We start from the raw sequence: 16,261 nt of genomic DNA, 5'->3' as shown, positions 1-16,261 counted from the left end.
TAAGAAAAAATCTTCTCTTATCGTGTTGAACAAAAGTTTCCGTTGTACGAATGAGATATTAAATTTTAGCTTAAAATTCATAGAACAAAGTCCACAGATAAAAAGTTTTAATCGGAAAGGGGATAGCCCGGAAGTATTTATTGCGGATAATTCCGAAGTCTTTATTGACAAGATTGTTGAAGAGGTAAAATCATGCCAAGAAAAAGGATTACAGTCAATAGGATTAATTTGTAAAACTGAAAATAATTCCATCTGCTTGTATAACAAAATAAAGCACAAACTAGATATACAAATAATCAGAAATGGAAGTGCAGCAGAGTTACAAGGTGTATTCATTATACCAGTATATATGTCAAAGGGGTTGGAATTTGATGCCGTCTTAATTTGTGATGCAGACAATCAAAACTACTATGATGAAGATGATAAAAATCTCTTATACGTTGCCTGTACCAGAGCACTCCATAGACTTAGCTTATTTTGTGAAAAAGAAGTTAGCCCATTGATATATGCAACTTCTAAACATACAAAACTAGCGCAGACAGAATAGGTCATGAAAACACATGGATAAGTTAATAATAATTCGGACAGATAATCAGAACAACTTATATGAACAAATTATATCGTTAATAACTGCCAATCAAGCTAAAATGGAAACCATGTCTTTTGGTGTTTTTCCTACACTCTTTTTTCCGGGACTGGAAATAAGGCAGCACCAACGCCGGGTATTTAGGGACGGGGAGGAAATAAACCTTACCCGCCTTGAATACAGTACCCTTGTATTCCTTGCTTCCAATCCCGGCAATGTCCTCACACAAGAACAGATTTTTGAAGCCGTTTGGAACATGGATAGCGATAGCTGCCATTCAAGTGTTGTCAACGTGATTTACAACCTACGGAAAAAGATAGAGCCGGACAGCAAAAACCCCACCTACATAAAGACCGTTTTAGGCATAGGCTACAAGTTTGCTTCCGGGGAATGACAACCGAATAACCGCCGCCCTTTTTGGCAGTCAGTAAACAGGAAATCAGAAAAAGGTTTCCTGTTTTTTTGCGCCCGTTTTTGTCAAATACTGTTACGAAAACACGAAAAGATTTTCCGGGGGACTTTGCCATATTTTTCTTCCAGTGCGTAGTAATAATGACGGGAAAAATATTGCCGCAAAGTTGGCAGAAGCCCCGCCCTCTCCGTCGAGGGTATCAGCAGAAGCCTACACAGCGGAATCCGTCACTTTCTTAGAGCAAGATTCTACCGCAGTACCAAATTTCGCTTATCGCTCATTTTGTCCTTGCGGGAATCTTGTTGGGGAGTGCCTTCCCCAAACCCTGCTATGGCGGCTAAAGCCGCTTGAAAAATTCCCGCAAATTCTTTTCGGATTATTTCAAAAACAGTTCCGCTACACACCCCGTTTTTCTCCTATTAGTGAGAGGACACCACGCACAGAAAGGAGGTCAACCACCTATGAAACGATATAACACGCCCCACCGCAGCAGGGTAGTCAAGACCCGGCTGACCGATGAAGAATACGCCGACTTTACCGCCCGGCTTGCCCCTTATGGTATGAGCCAGTCCGAATTTATCCGGCAAGCCATTACACGGGCAACCATACGCCCCATTGTTACCGTTTCCCCGGTCAATGATGAATTGCTTGCCGCTGTCGGGAAGCTGACCGCCGAATACGGCAGGATCGGCGGCAACCTCAATCAGATTGCCCGGTATCTGAACGAATACGGTGTGCCGTACAACGCCCTGTCCGGCGAAGTCCGAGTCGCCATTTCCGACCTTGCAGCCTTGAAGTTTGAAGTCTTGCAGAAAGTAGGTGAAGCCGTTGGCAACATTCAAACATATCAGCTCTAAAAATGCCGACTACGGGGCAGCCGAGCAGTACCTTACCTTTGAGCATGACGAGTTTACCATGAAGCCTACCCTTGATGAAAACGGGCGGCTTGTCCCCCGTGAGGACTACCGCCTTGCCACGCTGAACTGCGGCGATGAAGATTTTGCCGTAGCCTGTATGCGCTCCAATCTCCGCTATGGCAAAAACCAAAAACGGGAAGATGTGAAGTCCCACCACTATATCATCAGCTTCGACCCACGGGACGGAACGGACAACGGCTTGACCGTTGATAAGGCACAATCGCTGGGCGAGGAATTTTGCAAAGAGCATTTCCCCGGACACCAAGCCATTGTCTGCACCCACCCGGACGGACACAATCACTCTGGCAACATTCATGTGCATATCGTCATAAACAGCTTGCGGATTGAAGCTGTCCCGCTTCTGCCCTACATGGACAGACCAGCGGACACGAAATGCGGCATGAAGCACCGCTGCACAGACGCAGCTATGGAATATTTCAAGTCCGAAGTCATGGAGATGTGCCACCGGGAAAATCTGTATCAGATTGACCTCTTGCATGGCAGTAAGAACCGAGTGACCGAGCGTGAATACTGGGCGCAGAAGAAAGGGCAGCTTGCCCTTGATAAAGCCAATGCCCCGATGATAGCGGACGGTATCACGCCCCGGCAAACCAAGTTTGAAACCGACAAGGCGAAGCTGCGGCAGACCATACGCAACACCCTTGACCGGGCAAGCACCTTTGACGAATTTTCAGCTTTGCTTTTGCAGTCGGGAATCTCCGTCAAGGAGAGCCGGGGGCGGCTGTCCTATCTCACGCCGGACAGAACCAAGCCCATTACCGCCCGGAAGCTGGGGGATGATTTTGACCGTACCGCCGTCCTTGCCCTTTTGGAGCAGAACGCCCACAGAGCCGCCGAACAGACCACACCCATACCCGAATACCCCGGTAGCATGACGGGGCATTTGCAGAGGGAAAAATCCGCCAAAATCGCCCCGAAACAGGACGGTTTACAGCGCATGGTTGACCGGGAAACGAAACGAGCCGAGGGCAAGGGCGTAGGCTATGACCGCTGGGCTTCCCTGCACAATCTCAAACAGATGGCGGCTACCCACAACTTTCTCATGGAGAACGGATTGCTTGACCTTGACAAGCTGGACGCAGCCGTGGAGAGCAGCCGGAAAGCCCTTTCCGAAGCAAGGGAAAGTCTGCGGGGCATTGAGCAGACCATAGCCGACAAGAAAAATCTGCGAAAGGTTGTCAGCGATTACCGCCGAACCCGCCCGACTATTGAGGAACACAAGAAGCTGAAAGGCAAAAAGACAGAAACCTACTACCGGGCAAATGAAGCAGATTTCATCATCTATGAAGCCACCCTGCGCCAGCTAAAGGTGCTTGCACCGGGAAAGAAGCTGCCTGCCATTTCCAAGCTGAATACGGAGATTGAAGCCCTCATTTCCGAGAAAAACGCAGCTTACAACACCTACCGCACCGCCAAAGCCGAGCATGAGCAGCTTGCCACCGCCAAGCGGAACACCGAGCAGATACTACACGGCACACCGAGCCGTCAGAAAAAGCACGAACAGGAGCGTTAAAAACCGACCCGAAATGATACCGAAACCATACAAAAGGCTGGGGGTATAGCTTACCCTACCCGCAACACACCCACCCTTGCAAACGGGGCTTACAGGGCAGATTTTTCCCGAAAATGACACCGGGAACATACAGATTTTGCCCCTGTCCCCTCATACCCGACCAAACCGAAGAAAGGAGCGTTTTTTCATGCCGAGAATGAGCAAGAAGCGGCGGCTGGAATGGGCGTTCTTCCTCAATGAGCGAAACCGCATTACTTTCAATGCCCTTTGCCGGGGCTGTACCCATGACTGCAAGCAGAGTTTTAGGGCTATCGTGGTACTCTGCCCCCGGTATTACTCAAAGAGATGGAAAGCCCGCCCCGCAGATAAGGAGAACCAAGATTATGTCAGATAACCGCAAATATTATTACCTCAAACTGAAAGAAAGCTATTTTGACGATGACGCTATCGTGCTGCTGGAAAGTATGCAGGACGGTATGCTGTATTCCAATATCCTCTTGAAGCTGTACTTAAAATCGCTGAAATACGGCGGCACTTTGCAGCTTGACGAGAATATCCCCTACACCGCCCAAATGATAGCCACCATTACCCGCCAGCAGGTCGGCACAGTTGAACGGGCTTTGCAAATCTTTATGAAGCTGGGGCTTGTCGAACCGCTGGACAACGGGGCTTTGTATATGAGCAATATCGAGCTTTTCATCGGTCAGTCCTCTACCGAGGGGGAGCGCAAGCGCAGGGCAAGAATGAAGATTTCAGAGCAAAAACGGCTTAGTGGACAAGTGTCCGAAGCAAAAGCGGACATTTGTCCACCAGAGATAGAGATAAAGAAAGAGATAGATATAGAGATAGAAAAAGAGAGAGAGTCAGAACCAGGACGAGCCGCTCCCGCTGCTTACGGCAGATACAAAAATGTGATTTTGACAGATACGGAGCTTTCCGAACTGCAAGCAGAACTGCCCGACAAGTGGGAGTATTACATTGACCGGCTATCCGGCTATATCGCTTCCACTGGGAGGAAATACAAGAACCATGCAGCCACTATCCGCAGATGGGTGGCTGACGATACCGCTAAAGCTGCCCCGAAAAGGGGCATACCCGATTACAGCTACAAGGAGGGAGAAAGTCTATGAAACCAGCTTTTGAAGATATGAATTTACAGATACCAGCAGTCACCGCCGAGCCGGAGGACTACACAGGTGAGGACGGTCTGCTCTACTGCGGCAAGTGCCGGACACCGAAAGAAGCCTATTTCCCGGCTGATAAGGCTACCCTGTTTGGGCGTGACCGACATCCGGCTGAATGTGACTGCCAGCGGGCGCAGCGCATGGAGCGTGAAGCCGCCGAACAGCAGCGAAAGCACCGGGACAAGGTGGAAGAACTGAAACGCCGGGGCTTTACCGACCCGGCTATGCGGGAATGGACTTTTGCCAATGACAACGGCAGAAACCCGCAGATGAAAACCGCCCATTTCTATGTGGAACATTGGGAGGACATGAAAGCCGGGAACATCGGCTATCTGCTTTGGGGCAGCGTCGGCACAGGCAAAAGCTACCTTGCCGGATGTATCGCAAACGCCCTCATGGAGAAAGAAATCTCCGTCCGCATGACGAACTTTGCCCTTATTCTTAATGACCTTGCAGCCACTTTTGAGGGCAAGAACGAATATATTTCCAACCTCTGCCGCTATCCGCTGCTTATCCTTGATGATTTTGGAATGGAGCGTGGCACAGAGTATGGCTTAGAGCAGGTCTACAATGTGATTGACAGCCGATACCGAAGCGGCAAGCCGCTGATCGTCACGACCAACCTCACGCTTACCGAGTTGCAGAACCCGCAGGACACGCCCCACGCCCGGATTTATGACCGACTGCTTGAAATGTGCGCCCCTGTCTGCTTCTCCGGCGAGAACTTCCGCAGGGAGAGCGCACAAAACAAGCTGAACCGCTTAAAGCAACTGATGAACGATTGAAAGGAGTTCGCCTATGACCGATAAAAAAGAGCATATCAGACACAGCATGAAAAGCACCGCACCCGCCGATTGCGTGACGGAAATCCGTATAGGGAACTCTGTTCTTGTCGTGTCCGGCTTTTTCAAGCAGGGCGCAAAGGAAACCGCCGCCGACAAAATGGCTAAGGTGCTGGAAGCGGAAGCTGCTACAAAATGAGGGCATGGAAAAGCGGTCATGCCCGGAAACATGACCGCTGAATGGATAAGTTAAATTTTAGTTTGTTTCTTGCAGCCGTTCGTACAGCTGACTGTCAATTTTATAAATTCCCTGATAAGGCTGTTCGATATAGTGTTTTCCGTTTTCCTCATAGGCAAAAATGGTACTTGTTCCTGTTTCAAACTGAAAATCAATCTTGATATAACTTTCAGTCTGCGGAAAATCTTGAACACTTTGCTTACTGGTTGGTTCAGAACTGGAAATGTCAGAAATTATTTCACTTATCCAAGCTGTGTCTGAATGATTTGTGGTGTTTTCCCCAACAGTTACATCAACAGATGTAATGTCGCTTGTTTGGGGCAACTGAATGGGAGCAGCTTTTTTCCCACACGCAACTAAAGTTAAAATGCAAGTCAGACATAAAAACAAAGAAATATATTTTTTCATAAGCCTTTTACCTCGCTAATTCAATTTTTGCCATTATAACACAGCAGAATGAAATGGACTATCAAATAAAAGTAAAATATTTATGAAGTTGAATCTGCGTGATAACCCTAACACAAAAAAACGTCATTTTGACGGGCGGTAAAGAAGCACTTTTACACTTTGCCGCTATACAAGCCGCCCCGCTGTATGGTACAATCGAAGTACGGAATAGTGGGGCTGGCTGTCGGAAACGGAGGAAACCATGTTAAGACAGACAACCCAAAACCTTATTACCGCCCTTTATCCGAGATTATCCCATGAAGATGAACTGCAAGGGGAAAGCAACTCTATATCCAACCAAAAGCGCATTTTGGAAACCTACGCCAAGCAGAACGGCTTTACCAATCTCTGCTGGTACACAGATGACGGTTATAGTGGTGCGAACTTCCAAAGACCCGGATTTCAAGCCATGCTTGCAGACATTGAAGCCGGGAAAGTCGGCACAGTCATCGTCAAGGATATGTCCCGTTTAGGGCGAAATTATCTTCAAGTGGGAATGTATACAGAAATGCTTTTCCCGCAGAAAGGCGTCCGCTTTATCGCTATCAATGACGGAGTGGACAGCGCAATGGGCGACAACGATTTTACCCCGCTGCGTAATCTTTTCAACGAATGGATGGTGAGAGATACGAGCAAAAAAATCAAGGCAGTTAAGAAAGCAAAAGGCATGAGCGGTAAGCCTGTTACCAGCAAGCCCGTGTACGGCTACCTCATGGACGAGGACGAAAATTTCATCATTGACGAGGAAGCCGCCCCGGTAGTCAAGCAGATTTACCAGCTTTGCCTTGCCGGGAACGGTCCGACCAAGATAGCCCGTATGCTGACCGAGCAGGAAATCCCCACGCCGGGAACGCTGGAATACCAGCGCACAGGCAGCATACGCCGCTACCACCCCGGCTATGAATGTAAGTGGGCGACCAATACCGTTGTTCATCTGTTGGAAAACCGGGAATACACAGGCTGTCTTGTGAACTTCAAGACGGAAAAACCGTCCTACAAGATGAAGCACAGCATAGACAACCCCATTGAGAAACAGGCGATTTTCGAGAACCACCATGAGCCAATCATCGACTTGCAGACATGGGAACGGGTGCAGGAGTTACGCAAGCAGCGCAAACGCCCCAACCGCTACGATGATGTGGGCTTGTTCTCCGGCTTGCTGTTCTGCGCCGACTGCGGTCATGTGATGTACCAGCAGCGGTATCAGACCGACAAGAGAAAGCAGGATTGCTACATCTGCGGCAGCTATAAGAAGCGCACCGCCGACTGTACGGCGCACTTCATCCGAACCGACCTTTTGACGGCGGGTGTGCTGGACAATCTGCGGAAAGTGACCGCCTATGCACAGAAGCATGAAGCCCGGTTCGTGAAGCTGCTTATCCAGCAGAATGAAATGGGCGGCAAGCGGAAACAGGCGGCAGCCACGAAGCAGCTTGAACAGGTGCAGAGCCGCATTGCAGAACTTTCCCGCTATATCAAACGTCTGTATGAGGACAATGTAAACGGGAAAATCAATGACGAGCGTTTTATGGAAATGTCCGCAGACTACGAAGCCGAGCAGCGGGAACTGAAGGAGAAAGCCGCCGCATTGCAGGGCGAACTGGACAAGGCACAGGAAGCCACGGTAAACGCTGAAAAGTTTATGAACGTTGTCCGCAAGTACCTTTCTATCGAGGAACTGACACACACCCTCTTGCGTGAAATGGTGGAGAAAATCGTTGTCTATGAATGTGAGTATGACGAGAACGAAGTACGCCACCAGCGCATTGATATTTATTATAGCTTTGTCGGCAAGATTGACTTGCCCGAAGAATAAGCCCGACCTATCCGACACCCTGCGCAAGTGCCGGATAGGAACGGCAAAATTTTTAACACTTCTATTACTTCTTTATAACACATAAGCAAAATCACAGGGCATTAAGCAGCTTATGGCGGGCGGCGGTGTTGCCCTTATCGGCACTATCCTTGTACCGCTTCTTTCCGGTCTGTTCGGATAAGTTTACGGAGGGTAGCCTATGGAGAGCATACTTGACGCGATTAACGAATGGATAAAAGAAATCCTTATCGGCGCGATAAACGGTAATCTGTCAACGATGTTCGGGGACGTAAACGAAAAAGTAGGCACCATTGCAGCGGAGGTAGGCAAGACCCCACAGGGGTGGAACGCGAACATTTTCAACATGATACAAAATCTGTCGGAAAATGTGATTGTACCCATTGCGGGGCTTGTCATTACCTATGTCCTCTGTTATGAGCTTATCAGCATGGTAACGGAAAAAAACAATATGCACGACGTTGACACGTTCATGTTCTTTAAGTGGTTTTTCAAAGCCTTTGTTGCCGTTTTCTTGGTAACGCACACCTTTGATATTACTATGGCGGTGTTTGATATGGCGCAGCATATTGTGTCCGGCGCGGCGGGGGTAATCGGCGGCGATACGAATATCGACGTAACCGAAGCCCTTGCCGCCATGCAGGAGGGACTAAAAGATATGGAAATCCCCGAACTACTGTTACTTGTCATGGAAACGAGCCTTGTAAGCCTTTGTATGAAAATCATGTCCGTACTGATAACCGTTATCCTCTACGGCAGAATGATTGAGATATCCGCCTACTGTTCCGTTTCCCCTATCCCTTTTGCCACCATGACAAACCGGGAATGGGGACAGATTGGGAACAACTACCTAAAGGGGCTGTTTGCACTTGGTTTTCAAGGCTTCCTCATTATGATATGCGTCGGCATTTATGCGGTTTTGGTAGGCGAAATGGTCTTAGCGGACAACCTGCACAGCGCGATTTTTTCCCTTGCAGCCTATACCGTTATCCTCTGTTTCTCCCTGTTCAAATCCGGCGCACTGGCAAAATCTATATTCAACGCCCACTAAGGGCAGAAAGGAGGTTTTTTCTTGGCGTATGTACCTGTACCCAAAGACCTATCCAAAGTCAAAACAAAAGTCGCTTTCAATCTGACAAAGCGGCAAATCCTTTGTTTTTCAGTGGCACTTCTTATGGGACTGCCACTTTTCTTTTTGTTCAAAGACAGCGCAGGGACGAGCCTTGCGGCAATGGCAATGATTGTCGTCATGCTTCCCTGCTTTTTGGTTGCCATGTATGAAAAGCATGGGCAGCCCCTTGAAGTGGTTGTAAAGAACATCATTCAGACAAAATTGACCCGCCCCAAAGTGCGACCGTATCAGACGGAAAACCTGTATGCACTCTTGGAGAAACAGCGGGCATTAGAAAAGGAGGTATCAGCGATTGTCAAAAGGACAGACAAAAAAGACGCGGGAAGCCGCAGGAAACAGGCGTAAGCTGACCCGCGCGGAAAAGAAACAGATAGCGGCGGTTATCCGGCAGGCAAAGGGGGACGGCAAAGCCCACACCGCACAGCAGACCATTCCCTACCTTGCCATGTACCCGGACGGTATCTGCAAAGTGGCACAGCGGAAATAGTCAAAGAGCATTGCCTTTGAGGACATCAACTATCAGCTTGCACAGGCAGACGATAAGACCGCCATTTTTGAAAACTGGTGCGATTTTCTCAACTACTTTGACGCAAGCGTGAACGTGCAGCTTTCTTTCATCAATCAAGGCTCACAGCAGGAACAGGCAGCGCTGGCAATCCATATCCCGCTGCAAAATGACGATTTTAACTCTATCCGCACTGAGTATTCCGATATGCTGAAATCGCAGCTTGCCAAAGGGAACAACGGGCTTGTCAAGCATAAGTACATCACATTTTCCATTGAAGCGGACAATCCGGCGGCAGCAAGGGCGCGGCTTTCCCGTATTGAAACAGACGTACTCAATAATTTTAAGGTGCTTGGGGTATCGGCGCACCCCTTATCCGGCTATGAACGCCTAAAGGTGCTGCATGGGGTATTCCACCCGGCAGGCGAGCCGTTCTCATTCTCTTATGACTGGCTGACCCCGACGGGGCTTACCACAAAGGACTTTATCGCCCCGTCCTCTTTCAAGTTCGGGGAGGGACGCTACTTTGCTATGGGGAAAAAGACGGGGGCGGTATCGTTCCTTGAAATCCTTGCCCCGGAGTTAAACGACCGTATCTTAGCGGATATGTTGGACTTGGAAACAGGCGTTATTGTCAATCTCCACATTAAAAGTATCGACCAGTCGGAAGCAATCAAGACCATTAAGCGCAAAATCACAGACCTTGACAAGATGAAGATTGAGGAACAGAAAAAAGCGGTTAGAAGCGGTTACGATATGGATATAATCCCGTCCGACCTTGCCACCTTTGGAAATGAAGCAAAGAACCTGTTGCAGGATTTACAGAGCCGCAACGAGCGAATGTTTCTTCTCACGTTCCTTGTGGTAAACATGACAGACACGAAGCGGAAACTGGAAAATGACATTTTCGCGGCGGCGGGCATTGCACAGAAATACAACTGCGCCCTGACCCGTCTTGACTATCAGCAGGAAGCGGGGCTGATGTCCTCTATCCCTTTGGGGGAGAACCTTATCCCGATACAACGTGGACTTACCACATCAAGCACCGCTATTTTTATCCCGTTCATCACGCAGGAGCTATTTCAGACCGGGTCTGCCCTGTATTATGGGCTGAACGCTTTAAGCAACAACATGATACTCTGCGACCGCAAGCAGCTTAAAAACCCGAATGGGCTTATCTTGGGAACACCGGGCAGCGGAAAATCCTTTGCGGCAAAGCGGGAAATCACAAACGCCTTTCTCATTACTGACGATGATATTTTTATCTGCGACCCGGAAGCCGAGTATTTTGCCCTTGTCAAGCGGCTTGGCGGGCAAGTGATACGCTTATCCCCGACCGGGAAAGGCATGGACGGCAAGCCCCAGTATGTGAACCCTATGGATATGAACCTTAATTACAGCGAGGACGACAGCCCCCTTGCACTGAAAAGTGATTTTATCCTGTCCCTCTGCGAGCTTGTCATTGGCGGCAAGGAGGGCTTGCAGCCCGTTGATAAGACCGTCATTGACCGCGCCGTAAGGAATGTGTACCGGGACTACCTTGCTGACCCCGACCCGGCAAAAATGCCTATCTTGGGCGACCTTTACGACGAGCTGTTAAAACAGCCGGAGCCGGAAGCTGCCCGCATTGCAGCGGCATTGGAGCTGTATGTTTCCGGCAGTCTTAACGTATTCAACCACAGAACGAATGTGGAGCTTTCTAACCGCCTTGTCTGCTTTGACATTAAGCAGCTTGGGAAGCAGCTCAAAAAGTTAGGTATGCTCATTGTGCAAGACCAGATATGGAACCGCGTTACCATTAACCGGGCAGAAAAGAAATCTACCCGCTACTATATGGACGAATTTCACTTGCTCTTAAAAGAGGAACAGACCGCCGCTTACAGTGTGGAGATTTGGAAGCGTTTTAGAAAATGGGGAGGCATACCCACAGCTATCACGCAGAACATTAAGGACTTGCTTGCTTCCCGCGAGGTGGAAAATATCTTTGAAAACTCTGATTTTGTCCTCATGCTCAATCAGGCACAGGGCGACCGGGCTATCCTTGCAAAGCAGTTAAATATCAGCCCACAGCAGATGAAGTATGTAACCCACACCGAAGCAGGCGAGGGACTTATCTTTTATGGGAATGTGGTGCTTCCCTTTGTAGACCATTTCCCGAAAGATACCGAGCTTTACCGCATTATGACGACGAAGCCGGAGGAAGTGAGCAGCCTATGAAACAGTTAAAACCACGCGATAAAATCACGCAGAAAATGACCCGCGACGGTGCGGTGGAAATCAATGAAACACAGCAGACTGCCGAGCGTATCAGCAGCCGGGAAGCAGACAGCGACTTTTCACAGCCGGACACCGCTACCGCAGAGCGTGTCATGGAACACCTTGACGCAGCCCATACCCGAAAGGCAAGCAAAAAGGCAGTCAAGAAAGCACAGGAAGCGGCTGTTTTGCGTACTTCCACCTCACGCTTGCAGTTTACCGACGAGGAACGGGAAACGCCAAAACTGCAACCCTACATCAAAAAATCGGAAAAAGCAGCCGACAAACTGGACGCAGCAAAGGCAGCTCTCCCGAAGCAGAAGAAACTTGTAAAAGAGCGCACCTTTGAGGAAACCGCCGGAAAGGCAAAGACCCGTTTACGCTTTGAAGAACAGGAAAAGCCGATACCCGGCGGCAAAGCCCACAGTAACCCGTTATCCCACCCCGCGCAGGAAGCGGGTATTTTTGTTCACAACAAAATCCATAGCGTCGAGAAAGATAATTCCGGTGTGGAGGGCGCGCACAAATCGGAGGAACTTGCCGAGCGCGGCGCAAGGTACGGGACAAGAAAATTAAAACAGGGCTACCGCAGCCATAAGCTGAAACCCTACCGGGAAGCGGCAAAGGCAGAACAGGCAGCGTTTAAGGCAAACGTCAATTTTCAGTATCACAAAGCCTTGCAGGAGAACCCGCAGCTTACAAGCAATCCCTTTTCACGGTTCATGCAGAAACAGAAAATCAAACGCCAGTATGCAAAAACCGTAAAGAAAAGCGGCGCAGCCACCGCCAAAGCTGCCGCCGGAGCGTCCCAAACAGCAGCAAAGAAAGCGGCTGCCTTTGCAGGACGACACCCGGCAGGCGTGATAATCGCTATCGCCGCGCTGCTTCTGTTCATCATGGTATCCGTAGGGCTTTCCTCTTGTGGGGCAATGTTTTCCGGCAGCATGAACAGCGTGTTAGGGACTTCCTACACGTCCGAGGACAGCGACCTTGTGGCAACGGAACAGAGCTATGCTGCAATGGAAAATGAGCTGCAACAGGAAATTGACAATATCGAAAGCACCCACAGCGGCTATGATGAATACCGCTATGACCTTGATACTATCGGGCATAACCCCCACGAATTAGCGTCGTACTTGACTGCCCTTTTGCAGAGTTACACCCCGCAGAGCGCACAGGCAGAGCTAAAACGGCTGTTCGGCTTACAGTACACCTTGACGCTGACGGAAGAAATCGAGATACGCACCACCACCGACGAGGAGGGCAACGAGGAAGAATACGAATACCGTATCTTAAATGTGAAACTGACAAACAAGCCGATTGCTTCCCTTGCGGAAGAACTGCTGAACCCACAGCAGTTTGAAATGTTCAAGGTGTACTTACAGACACAGGGCAACAAACCGTTGATTTTTGGCGGCGGCTCTCCCGACGGAAGCCCGTCCGAGGATTTAAGCGGCGTGGAGTTTGTAAACGGCACACGTCCCGGAAACCCGGAGCTTATGGAGCTTGCAAAACAGCAGGTCGGAAACGTGGGCGGCTACCCTTACTGGTCTTGGTACGGCTTTAACAGCCGCGTGGAATGGTGCGCCTGCTTTGTGTCATGGTGCTACAATCAAGCCGGAAAAAGCGAACCCCGCTTTGCGGGCTGCGAATGGCAGGGCGTTCCTTGGTTCCAGTCAAGGGGACAATGGGGCGCACGCGGCTATGAGAATATCGCACCGGGCGACGCTATCTTTTTCGACTGGGATTTAGACGGCGTTGCCGACCATGTGGGGCTTGTGCTTGGCAGGGACGGAAGCCGCGTCTATACCGTTGAGGGCAATTCCGGCGACGCCTGCAAGATTAAAAGCTATGACCTCAACTATCAATGTATCAAAGGCTACGGGCTGATGAACTGGTAAGCAGCCCCGAAAAGAAAGGAGAATTTATTTTATGGCAAACAATAAAATCGACCGTATCAATAAGGAAATCGCAAAGACCCGCGAGAAAATCACAGAGTATCAGAACAAGTTAAAAGGACTGGAAGCGCAGAAAACCGAAGCGGAAAACCTTGAAATCGTGCAGCTTGTACGCGCTATGCGACTTACCCCGCAGGAATTAAATGCTATGCTGTCCGGCGGCGGTATTCCCGGCATGAACGCCGCACCCGCTACCGAAGCGGCAGACTACGAAGAACAGGAGGACAATGCAGATGAAAAATAAACTCAAACAGACCATGACTGCCCTTTGTGCCGCCCTTATCCTTATGGGCGGTTTTTCTGTCCCTGCCTATGCACAGGGAACAGCCGCAGAGCCACCCACAGAGGACGCGACCAACGACAGCAATGTAGTGGTGGAAGAACCGGAAACGCCGCCCCTTACCCCAAAGGGCAACGCAACACTGGTGGACGATTTCGGCGGCAATAAGCAGCTTATCACTGTTACCACCAAAGGCGGCAACTACTTTTATATCCTCATTGACCGGGCAGCCGAGGGGGAACAGACCGTACATTTCCTTAATCAAGTGGACGAAGCCGACCTTATGGCACTGACCGAAACCGGGGAAGCCACGAAAAAGCCGGAAGTCTGCAACTGTACGGAAAAATGCGAAGTCGGAAAGGTAAATACGTCCTGCCCGGTATGTGCAACTACTCTGACAGGCTGCACAGGCAAGGAACCCACGCCAACACCCACCGAGCAGCCGGAAGAACCCAAAGAAAAAGACGGCAATCCCGGCGCGGTGCTTGCCTTAGTCCTCTTTGTGCTGCTTGGTGGCGGCGCGGCGTTCTACTACTTTAAGTTTGTAAAACCGAAGCATAACGTGAAAGGAAGCACCGACCTTGAAGATTTTGACTTTGAGGATTACGACGAGGACGAGCCGGAAGCAGATACCGGGGAAGTTTCCAAAGAGGAAGAAACGGAGGACGAGGAAGTATGACCCTGTTTACCGACAATCCCTTTGAAAAGATGATGATACAGAAGCCGGACTATGGCAAACGGGAAAAATCCCCGCCGGAGCTTTCTTCCCCACGCTGCGCGGGCTGCCCTTACAAGGGGCAGTCCCCTTGTGTGGGGTACTGTATGAGAAAACTGGAAAACAAACGACAGACCGAACGATAAAAGGAGGAATTATCATTGATTTTAGTTATCGCAGAAAAGCCCAGTGTGGCACAGACAATCGCTGCCGTACTTGGGGCAAAGGAAAAGAAAGACGGATTTCTCACAGGAAGCGGCTATATCGTTTCTTGGTGCGTGGGACATTTGGTAGGTCTTCCCGAAGCTGCCGCCTACGGGGAGCAGTATAAAAAGTGGAGCTATGACAGCTTACCGATTTTGCCGCAGGAATGGAAGGACACCGTTGCTTCTGACAAGGAAAAGCAATTCAAGCCCTTAAAGGAACTTATGCACCGGGCAGACGTTTCCGAAGTCGTCAATGCCTGCGACGCGGGGCGCGAGGGAGAACTCATTTTCCGTTTTGTCTACGAAGTTGCCGGGTGCAGGAAGCCCACGCGCCGCTTGTGGATTTCCTCAATGGAAGAAGCTGCTATCAAAGAGGGCTTTTCTCATCTGAAGAACGGCGAAGCATACGACGCGCTCTTTGCTTCCGCATTATGCAGGGCAAAGGCTGACTGGCTAATCGGTATCAACGCCACCCGTCTTTTTTCTGTCCTTTACAACCATACCTTGAATGTGGGACGCGTACAGACCCCGACCTTAAAAATGCTTGTTGACCGGGACGCGGCGATTACCACGTTCAAGAAAGAAAAATACTATCATGTGCGCCTGTCCTTATCCGGCGCGGAAGCTGCAAGCGAAAAACTGTCTGACCGTTCCGAAGCTGACAGGCTGAAAGCTGCTTGTGAAGCGTCAAAAGCAGTCTGTACTTCCCTTGTGAAAGAGAAAAAGACCGCAGCCCCGCCGAAGCTCTTTGACCTTACTTCTTTGCAGAGGGAAGCAAACCGCCTGTTCGGATATACCGCAAAGCAGACCCTTGACCTTGCACAAGCCCTGTATGAAAAGCGTTTGCTTACTTATCCGAGAACCGACAGCGCATTTCTGACCGACGACATGGGCGACACAGCGGCGGGCATTATCAAGCTGCTTTGTGGGAAATTTTCTTTTATGGCGGGCATGGACTTTGCGCCGGAGCTTGCAAAAGTGCTGAACAGTAAAAAGGTATCAGACCACCATGCCATTATCCCGACTATGGAGCTTGCAAAGACCGACCTTGCCGCGCTGCCGGAAAGCGAAAGGAATATCCTTACCCTTGCCGGGGCGCGTCTGCTCATGGCGACCGCCGCAGTACATACCTTTGAAGCGGTTACGGCTACATTTGAATGTGCCGGACAGTCCTTTACCGCAAAGGGAAAAACAGTGCTGTACGACGGTTGGAAAGAGATTGACCGCCGTTACCGGGCAGCCTTAAAGAACAAGCCCGAAACGGACGACGCAGAC

The 16,261-nt window shown here is 49.9% G+C and carries 17 protein-coding genes and 2 pseudogenes; 18 read left to right on the top strand and 1 reads right to left on the bottom strand.

Annotation, left to right across the window (positions count from 1 at the left end; genetic code table 11):
* The 8 genes from DWW13_RS16505 to DWW13_RS16470 form a co-directional block, all read left to right on the top strand.
* The coding region (locus tag DWW13_RS16505; RefSeq protein WP_158579776.1) for a 3'-5' exonuclease at nt 1-547 on the top strand (547 nt) is incomplete at its 5' end.
* 100 nt (nt 548-647) lie between these two features.
* Nucleotides 648-980, top strand: coding sequence for a winged helix-turn-helix domain-containing protein (locus tag DWW13_RS16500; protein WP_227616378.1), 333 nt, complete (start codon nt 648-650; stop codon nt 978-980).
* A gap of 440 nt (nt 981-1,420) precedes the next feature.
* Nucleotides 1,421-1,855, top strand: a complete 435-nt coding sequence (locus DWW13_RS16495; RefSeq protein ID WP_226822778.1) for a plasmid mobilization protein — start codon at nt 1,421-1,423, stop codon at nt 1,853-1,855.
* The gene (locus DWW13_RS16490; RefSeq protein WP_003533417.1) at nt 1,827-3,449 is read left to right on the top strand and encodes a relaxase/mobilization nuclease domain-containing protein; all 1,623 of its coding nucleotides are present in this window, start codon (nt 1,827-1,829) and stop codon (nt 3,447-3,449) included. The genes DWW13_RS16495 and DWW13_RS16490 overlap by 29 nt, the downstream gene beginning before the upstream one ends.
* 187 nt (nt 3,450-3,636) lie before the next feature.
* Nucleotides 3,637-3,843 carry a hypothetical protein gene (locus DWW13_RS16485; protein WP_015544131.1) on the top strand — a complete coding sequence of 69 codons (207 nt, stop codon included), beginning with the start codon at nt 3,637-3,639 and terminating at the stop codon, nt 3,841-3,843.
* A complete protein-coding gene (locus tag DWW13_RS16480) occupies nt 3,833-4,579 on the top strand; it encodes a phage replisome organizer N-terminal domain-containing protein (protein WP_044929250.1) in 747 nt (248 codons plus the stop codon). Before DWW13_RS16485 ends, DWW13_RS16480 begins: the two co-directional genes overlap by 11 nt.
* Nucleotides 4,576-5,418: an ATP-binding protein gene (locus DWW13_RS16475; RefSeq protein WP_003533412.1), complete on the top strand. Its 843-nt coding sequence runs from the start codon at nt 4,576-4,578 to the stop codon at nt 5,416-5,418. Before DWW13_RS16480 ends, DWW13_RS16475 begins: the two co-directional genes overlap by 4 nt.
* Nucleotides 5,419-5,464: 46 nt before the next feature.
* A complete protein-coding gene (locus DWW13_RS16470; protein WP_347045252.1) occupies nt 5,465-5,614 on the top strand; it encodes a transposon-encoded TnpW family protein in 150 nt (49 codons plus the stop codon).
* 57 nt (nt 5,615-5,671) lie between these two features.
* Here the strand turns inward: DWW13_RS16470 and DWW13_RS16465 are convergent, their stop codons facing one another.
* Complete coding sequence (locus tag DWW13_RS16465) at nt 5,672-6,061, bottom strand: DUF5301 domain-containing protein (protein WP_006859726.1); 390 nt, start codon at nt 6,059-6,061, stop codon at nt 5,672-5,674.
* A gap of 241 nt (nt 6,062-6,302) precedes the next feature.
* Between DWW13_RS16465 and DWW13_RS16460 the strand changes: the two genes are divergently transcribed.
* The 10 genes and pseudogenes from DWW13_RS16460 to DWW13_RS16415 form a co-directional block, all read left to right on the top strand.
* Nucleotides 6,303-7,916 (top strand): recombinase family protein, encoded by a 1,614-nt coding sequence (locus tag DWW13_RS16460; protein ID WP_003533408.1) that lies wholly within the window; start codon nt 6,303-6,305, stop codon nt 7,914-7,916.
* An 85-nt stretch (nt 7,917-8,001) separates the two neighbouring features.
* Nucleotides 8,002-8,097, top strand: a pseudogene (locus DWW13_RS19535) (Maff2 family mobile element protein); the annotation flags it as partial.
* A gap of 18 nt (nt 8,098-8,115) precedes the next feature.
* On the top strand, nt 8,116-8,985 hold the full coding sequence (locus DWW13_RS16450; protein ID WP_118720599.1) for a VirB6/TrbL-like conjugal transfer protein, CD1112 family: 870 nt from the start codon (nt 8,116-8,118) through the stop codon (nt 8,983-8,985).
* Nucleotides 8,986-9,006: 21 nt separating this feature from the next.
* Entirely contained in the window at nt 9,007-9,411 is a 405-nt protein-coding gene (locus DWW13_RS16445; protein ID WP_035394369.1) for a PrgI family protein, read from the top strand.
* Nucleotides 9,359-11,788 (top strand): annotated as a pseudogene (locus DWW13_RS16440) (VirB4-like conjugal transfer ATPase, CD1110 family). Before DWW13_RS16445 ends, DWW13_RS16440 begins: the two are co-directional and overlap by 53 nt.
* A gap of 152 nt (nt 11,789-11,940) precedes the next feature.
* The gene (locus DWW13_RS16435; protein WP_442857777.1) at nt 11,941-13,728 is read left to right on the top strand and encodes a CHAP domain-containing protein; all 1,788 of its coding nucleotides are present in this window, start codon (nt 11,941-11,943) and stop codon (nt 13,726-13,728) included.
* Nucleotides 13,729-13,759: 31 nt separating this feature from the next.
* Entirely contained in the window at nt 13,760-14,029 is a 270-nt protein-coding gene (locus DWW13_RS16430) for a DUF4315 family protein (protein ID WP_005933780.1), read from the top strand.
* Entirely contained in the window at nt 14,019-14,744 is a 726-nt protein-coding gene (locus tag DWW13_RS16425; RefSeq protein ID WP_015529207.1) for a DUF4366 domain-containing protein, read from the top strand. Before DWW13_RS16430 ends, DWW13_RS16425 begins: the two co-directional genes overlap by 11 nt.
* Nucleotides 14,741-14,926 (top strand): hypothetical protein, encoded by a 186-nt coding sequence (locus tag DWW13_RS16420; protein WP_015529206.1) that lies wholly within the window; start codon nt 14,741-14,743, stop codon nt 14,924-14,926. The genes DWW13_RS16425 and DWW13_RS16420 overlap by 4 nt, the downstream gene beginning before the upstream one ends.
* Nucleotides 14,927-14,941: 15 nt before the next feature.
* Nucleotides 14,942-16,261, top strand: a 1,320-nt coding sequence (locus tag DWW13_RS16415) for a DNA topoisomerase (RefSeq protein WP_243026171.1), incomplete at its 3' end; no start/stop codon positions are given.

Origin of the sequence: Blautia sp. AF14-40 (assembly GCF_003479665.1) — a bacterium.
GTDB classification, from domain to species: Bacteria; Bacillota; Clostridia; order Lachnospirales; family Lachnospiraceae; genus Fusicatenibacter; species Fusicatenibacter saccharivorans.
The sequence above is the reverse complement of the archived record's forward strand: the minus strand, read 5'-3'. Positions and strand labels throughout refer to the sequence as shown.

Bases quoted from the DNA above. Each gene is read 5' to 3' on its own strand.
- DWW13_RS16500 (WP_227616378.1), top strand. From the start codon at position 648: ATGGAAACCATGTCTTTTGGTGTTTTTCCTACACTCTTTTTTCCGGGA.
- DWW13_RS16485 (WP_015544131.1), top strand. From the start codon at position 3,637: ATGCCGAGAATGAGCAAGAAGCGGCGGCTGGAATGGGCGTTCTTCCTC.
- DWW13_RS16480 (WP_044929250.1), top strand. From the start codon at position 3,833: ATGTCAGATAACCGCAAATATTATTACCTCAAACTGAAAGAAAGCTAT.
- DWW13_RS16475 (WP_003533412.1), top strand. From the start codon at position 4,576: ATGAAACCAGCTTTTGAAGATATGAATTTACAGATACCAGCAGTCACC.
- DWW13_RS16470 (WP_347045252.1), top strand. From the start codon at position 5,465: ATGAAAAGCACCGCACCCGCCGATTGCGTGACGGAAATCCGTATAGGG.
- DWW13_RS16465 (WP_006859726.1), bottom strand. From the start codon at position 6,061: ATGAAAAAATATATTTCTTTGTTTTTATGTCTGACTTGCATTTTAACT.
- DWW13_RS16460 (WP_003533408.1), top strand. From the start codon at position 6,303: ATGTTAAGACAGACAACCCAAAACCTTATTACCGCCCTTTATCCGAGA.
- DWW13_RS16450 (WP_118720599.1), top strand. From the start codon at position 8,116: ATGGAGAGCATACTTGACGCGATTAACGAATGGATAAAAGAAATCCTT.
- DWW13_RS16435 (WP_442857777.1), top strand. From the start codon at position 11,941: ATGGAACACCTTGACGCAGCCCATACCCGAAAGGCAAGCAAAAAGGCA.
- DWW13_RS16430 (WP_005933780.1), top strand. From the start codon at position 13,760: ATGGCAAACAATAAAATCGACCGTATCAATAAGGAAATCGCAAAGACC.
- DWW13_RS16425 (WP_015529207.1), top strand. From the start codon at position 14,019: ATGAAAAATAAACTCAAACAGACCATGACTGCCCTTTGTGCCGCCCTT.
- DWW13_RS16420 (WP_015529206.1), top strand. From the start codon at position 14,741: ATGACCCTGTTTACCGACAATCCCTTTGAAAAGATGATGATACAGAAG.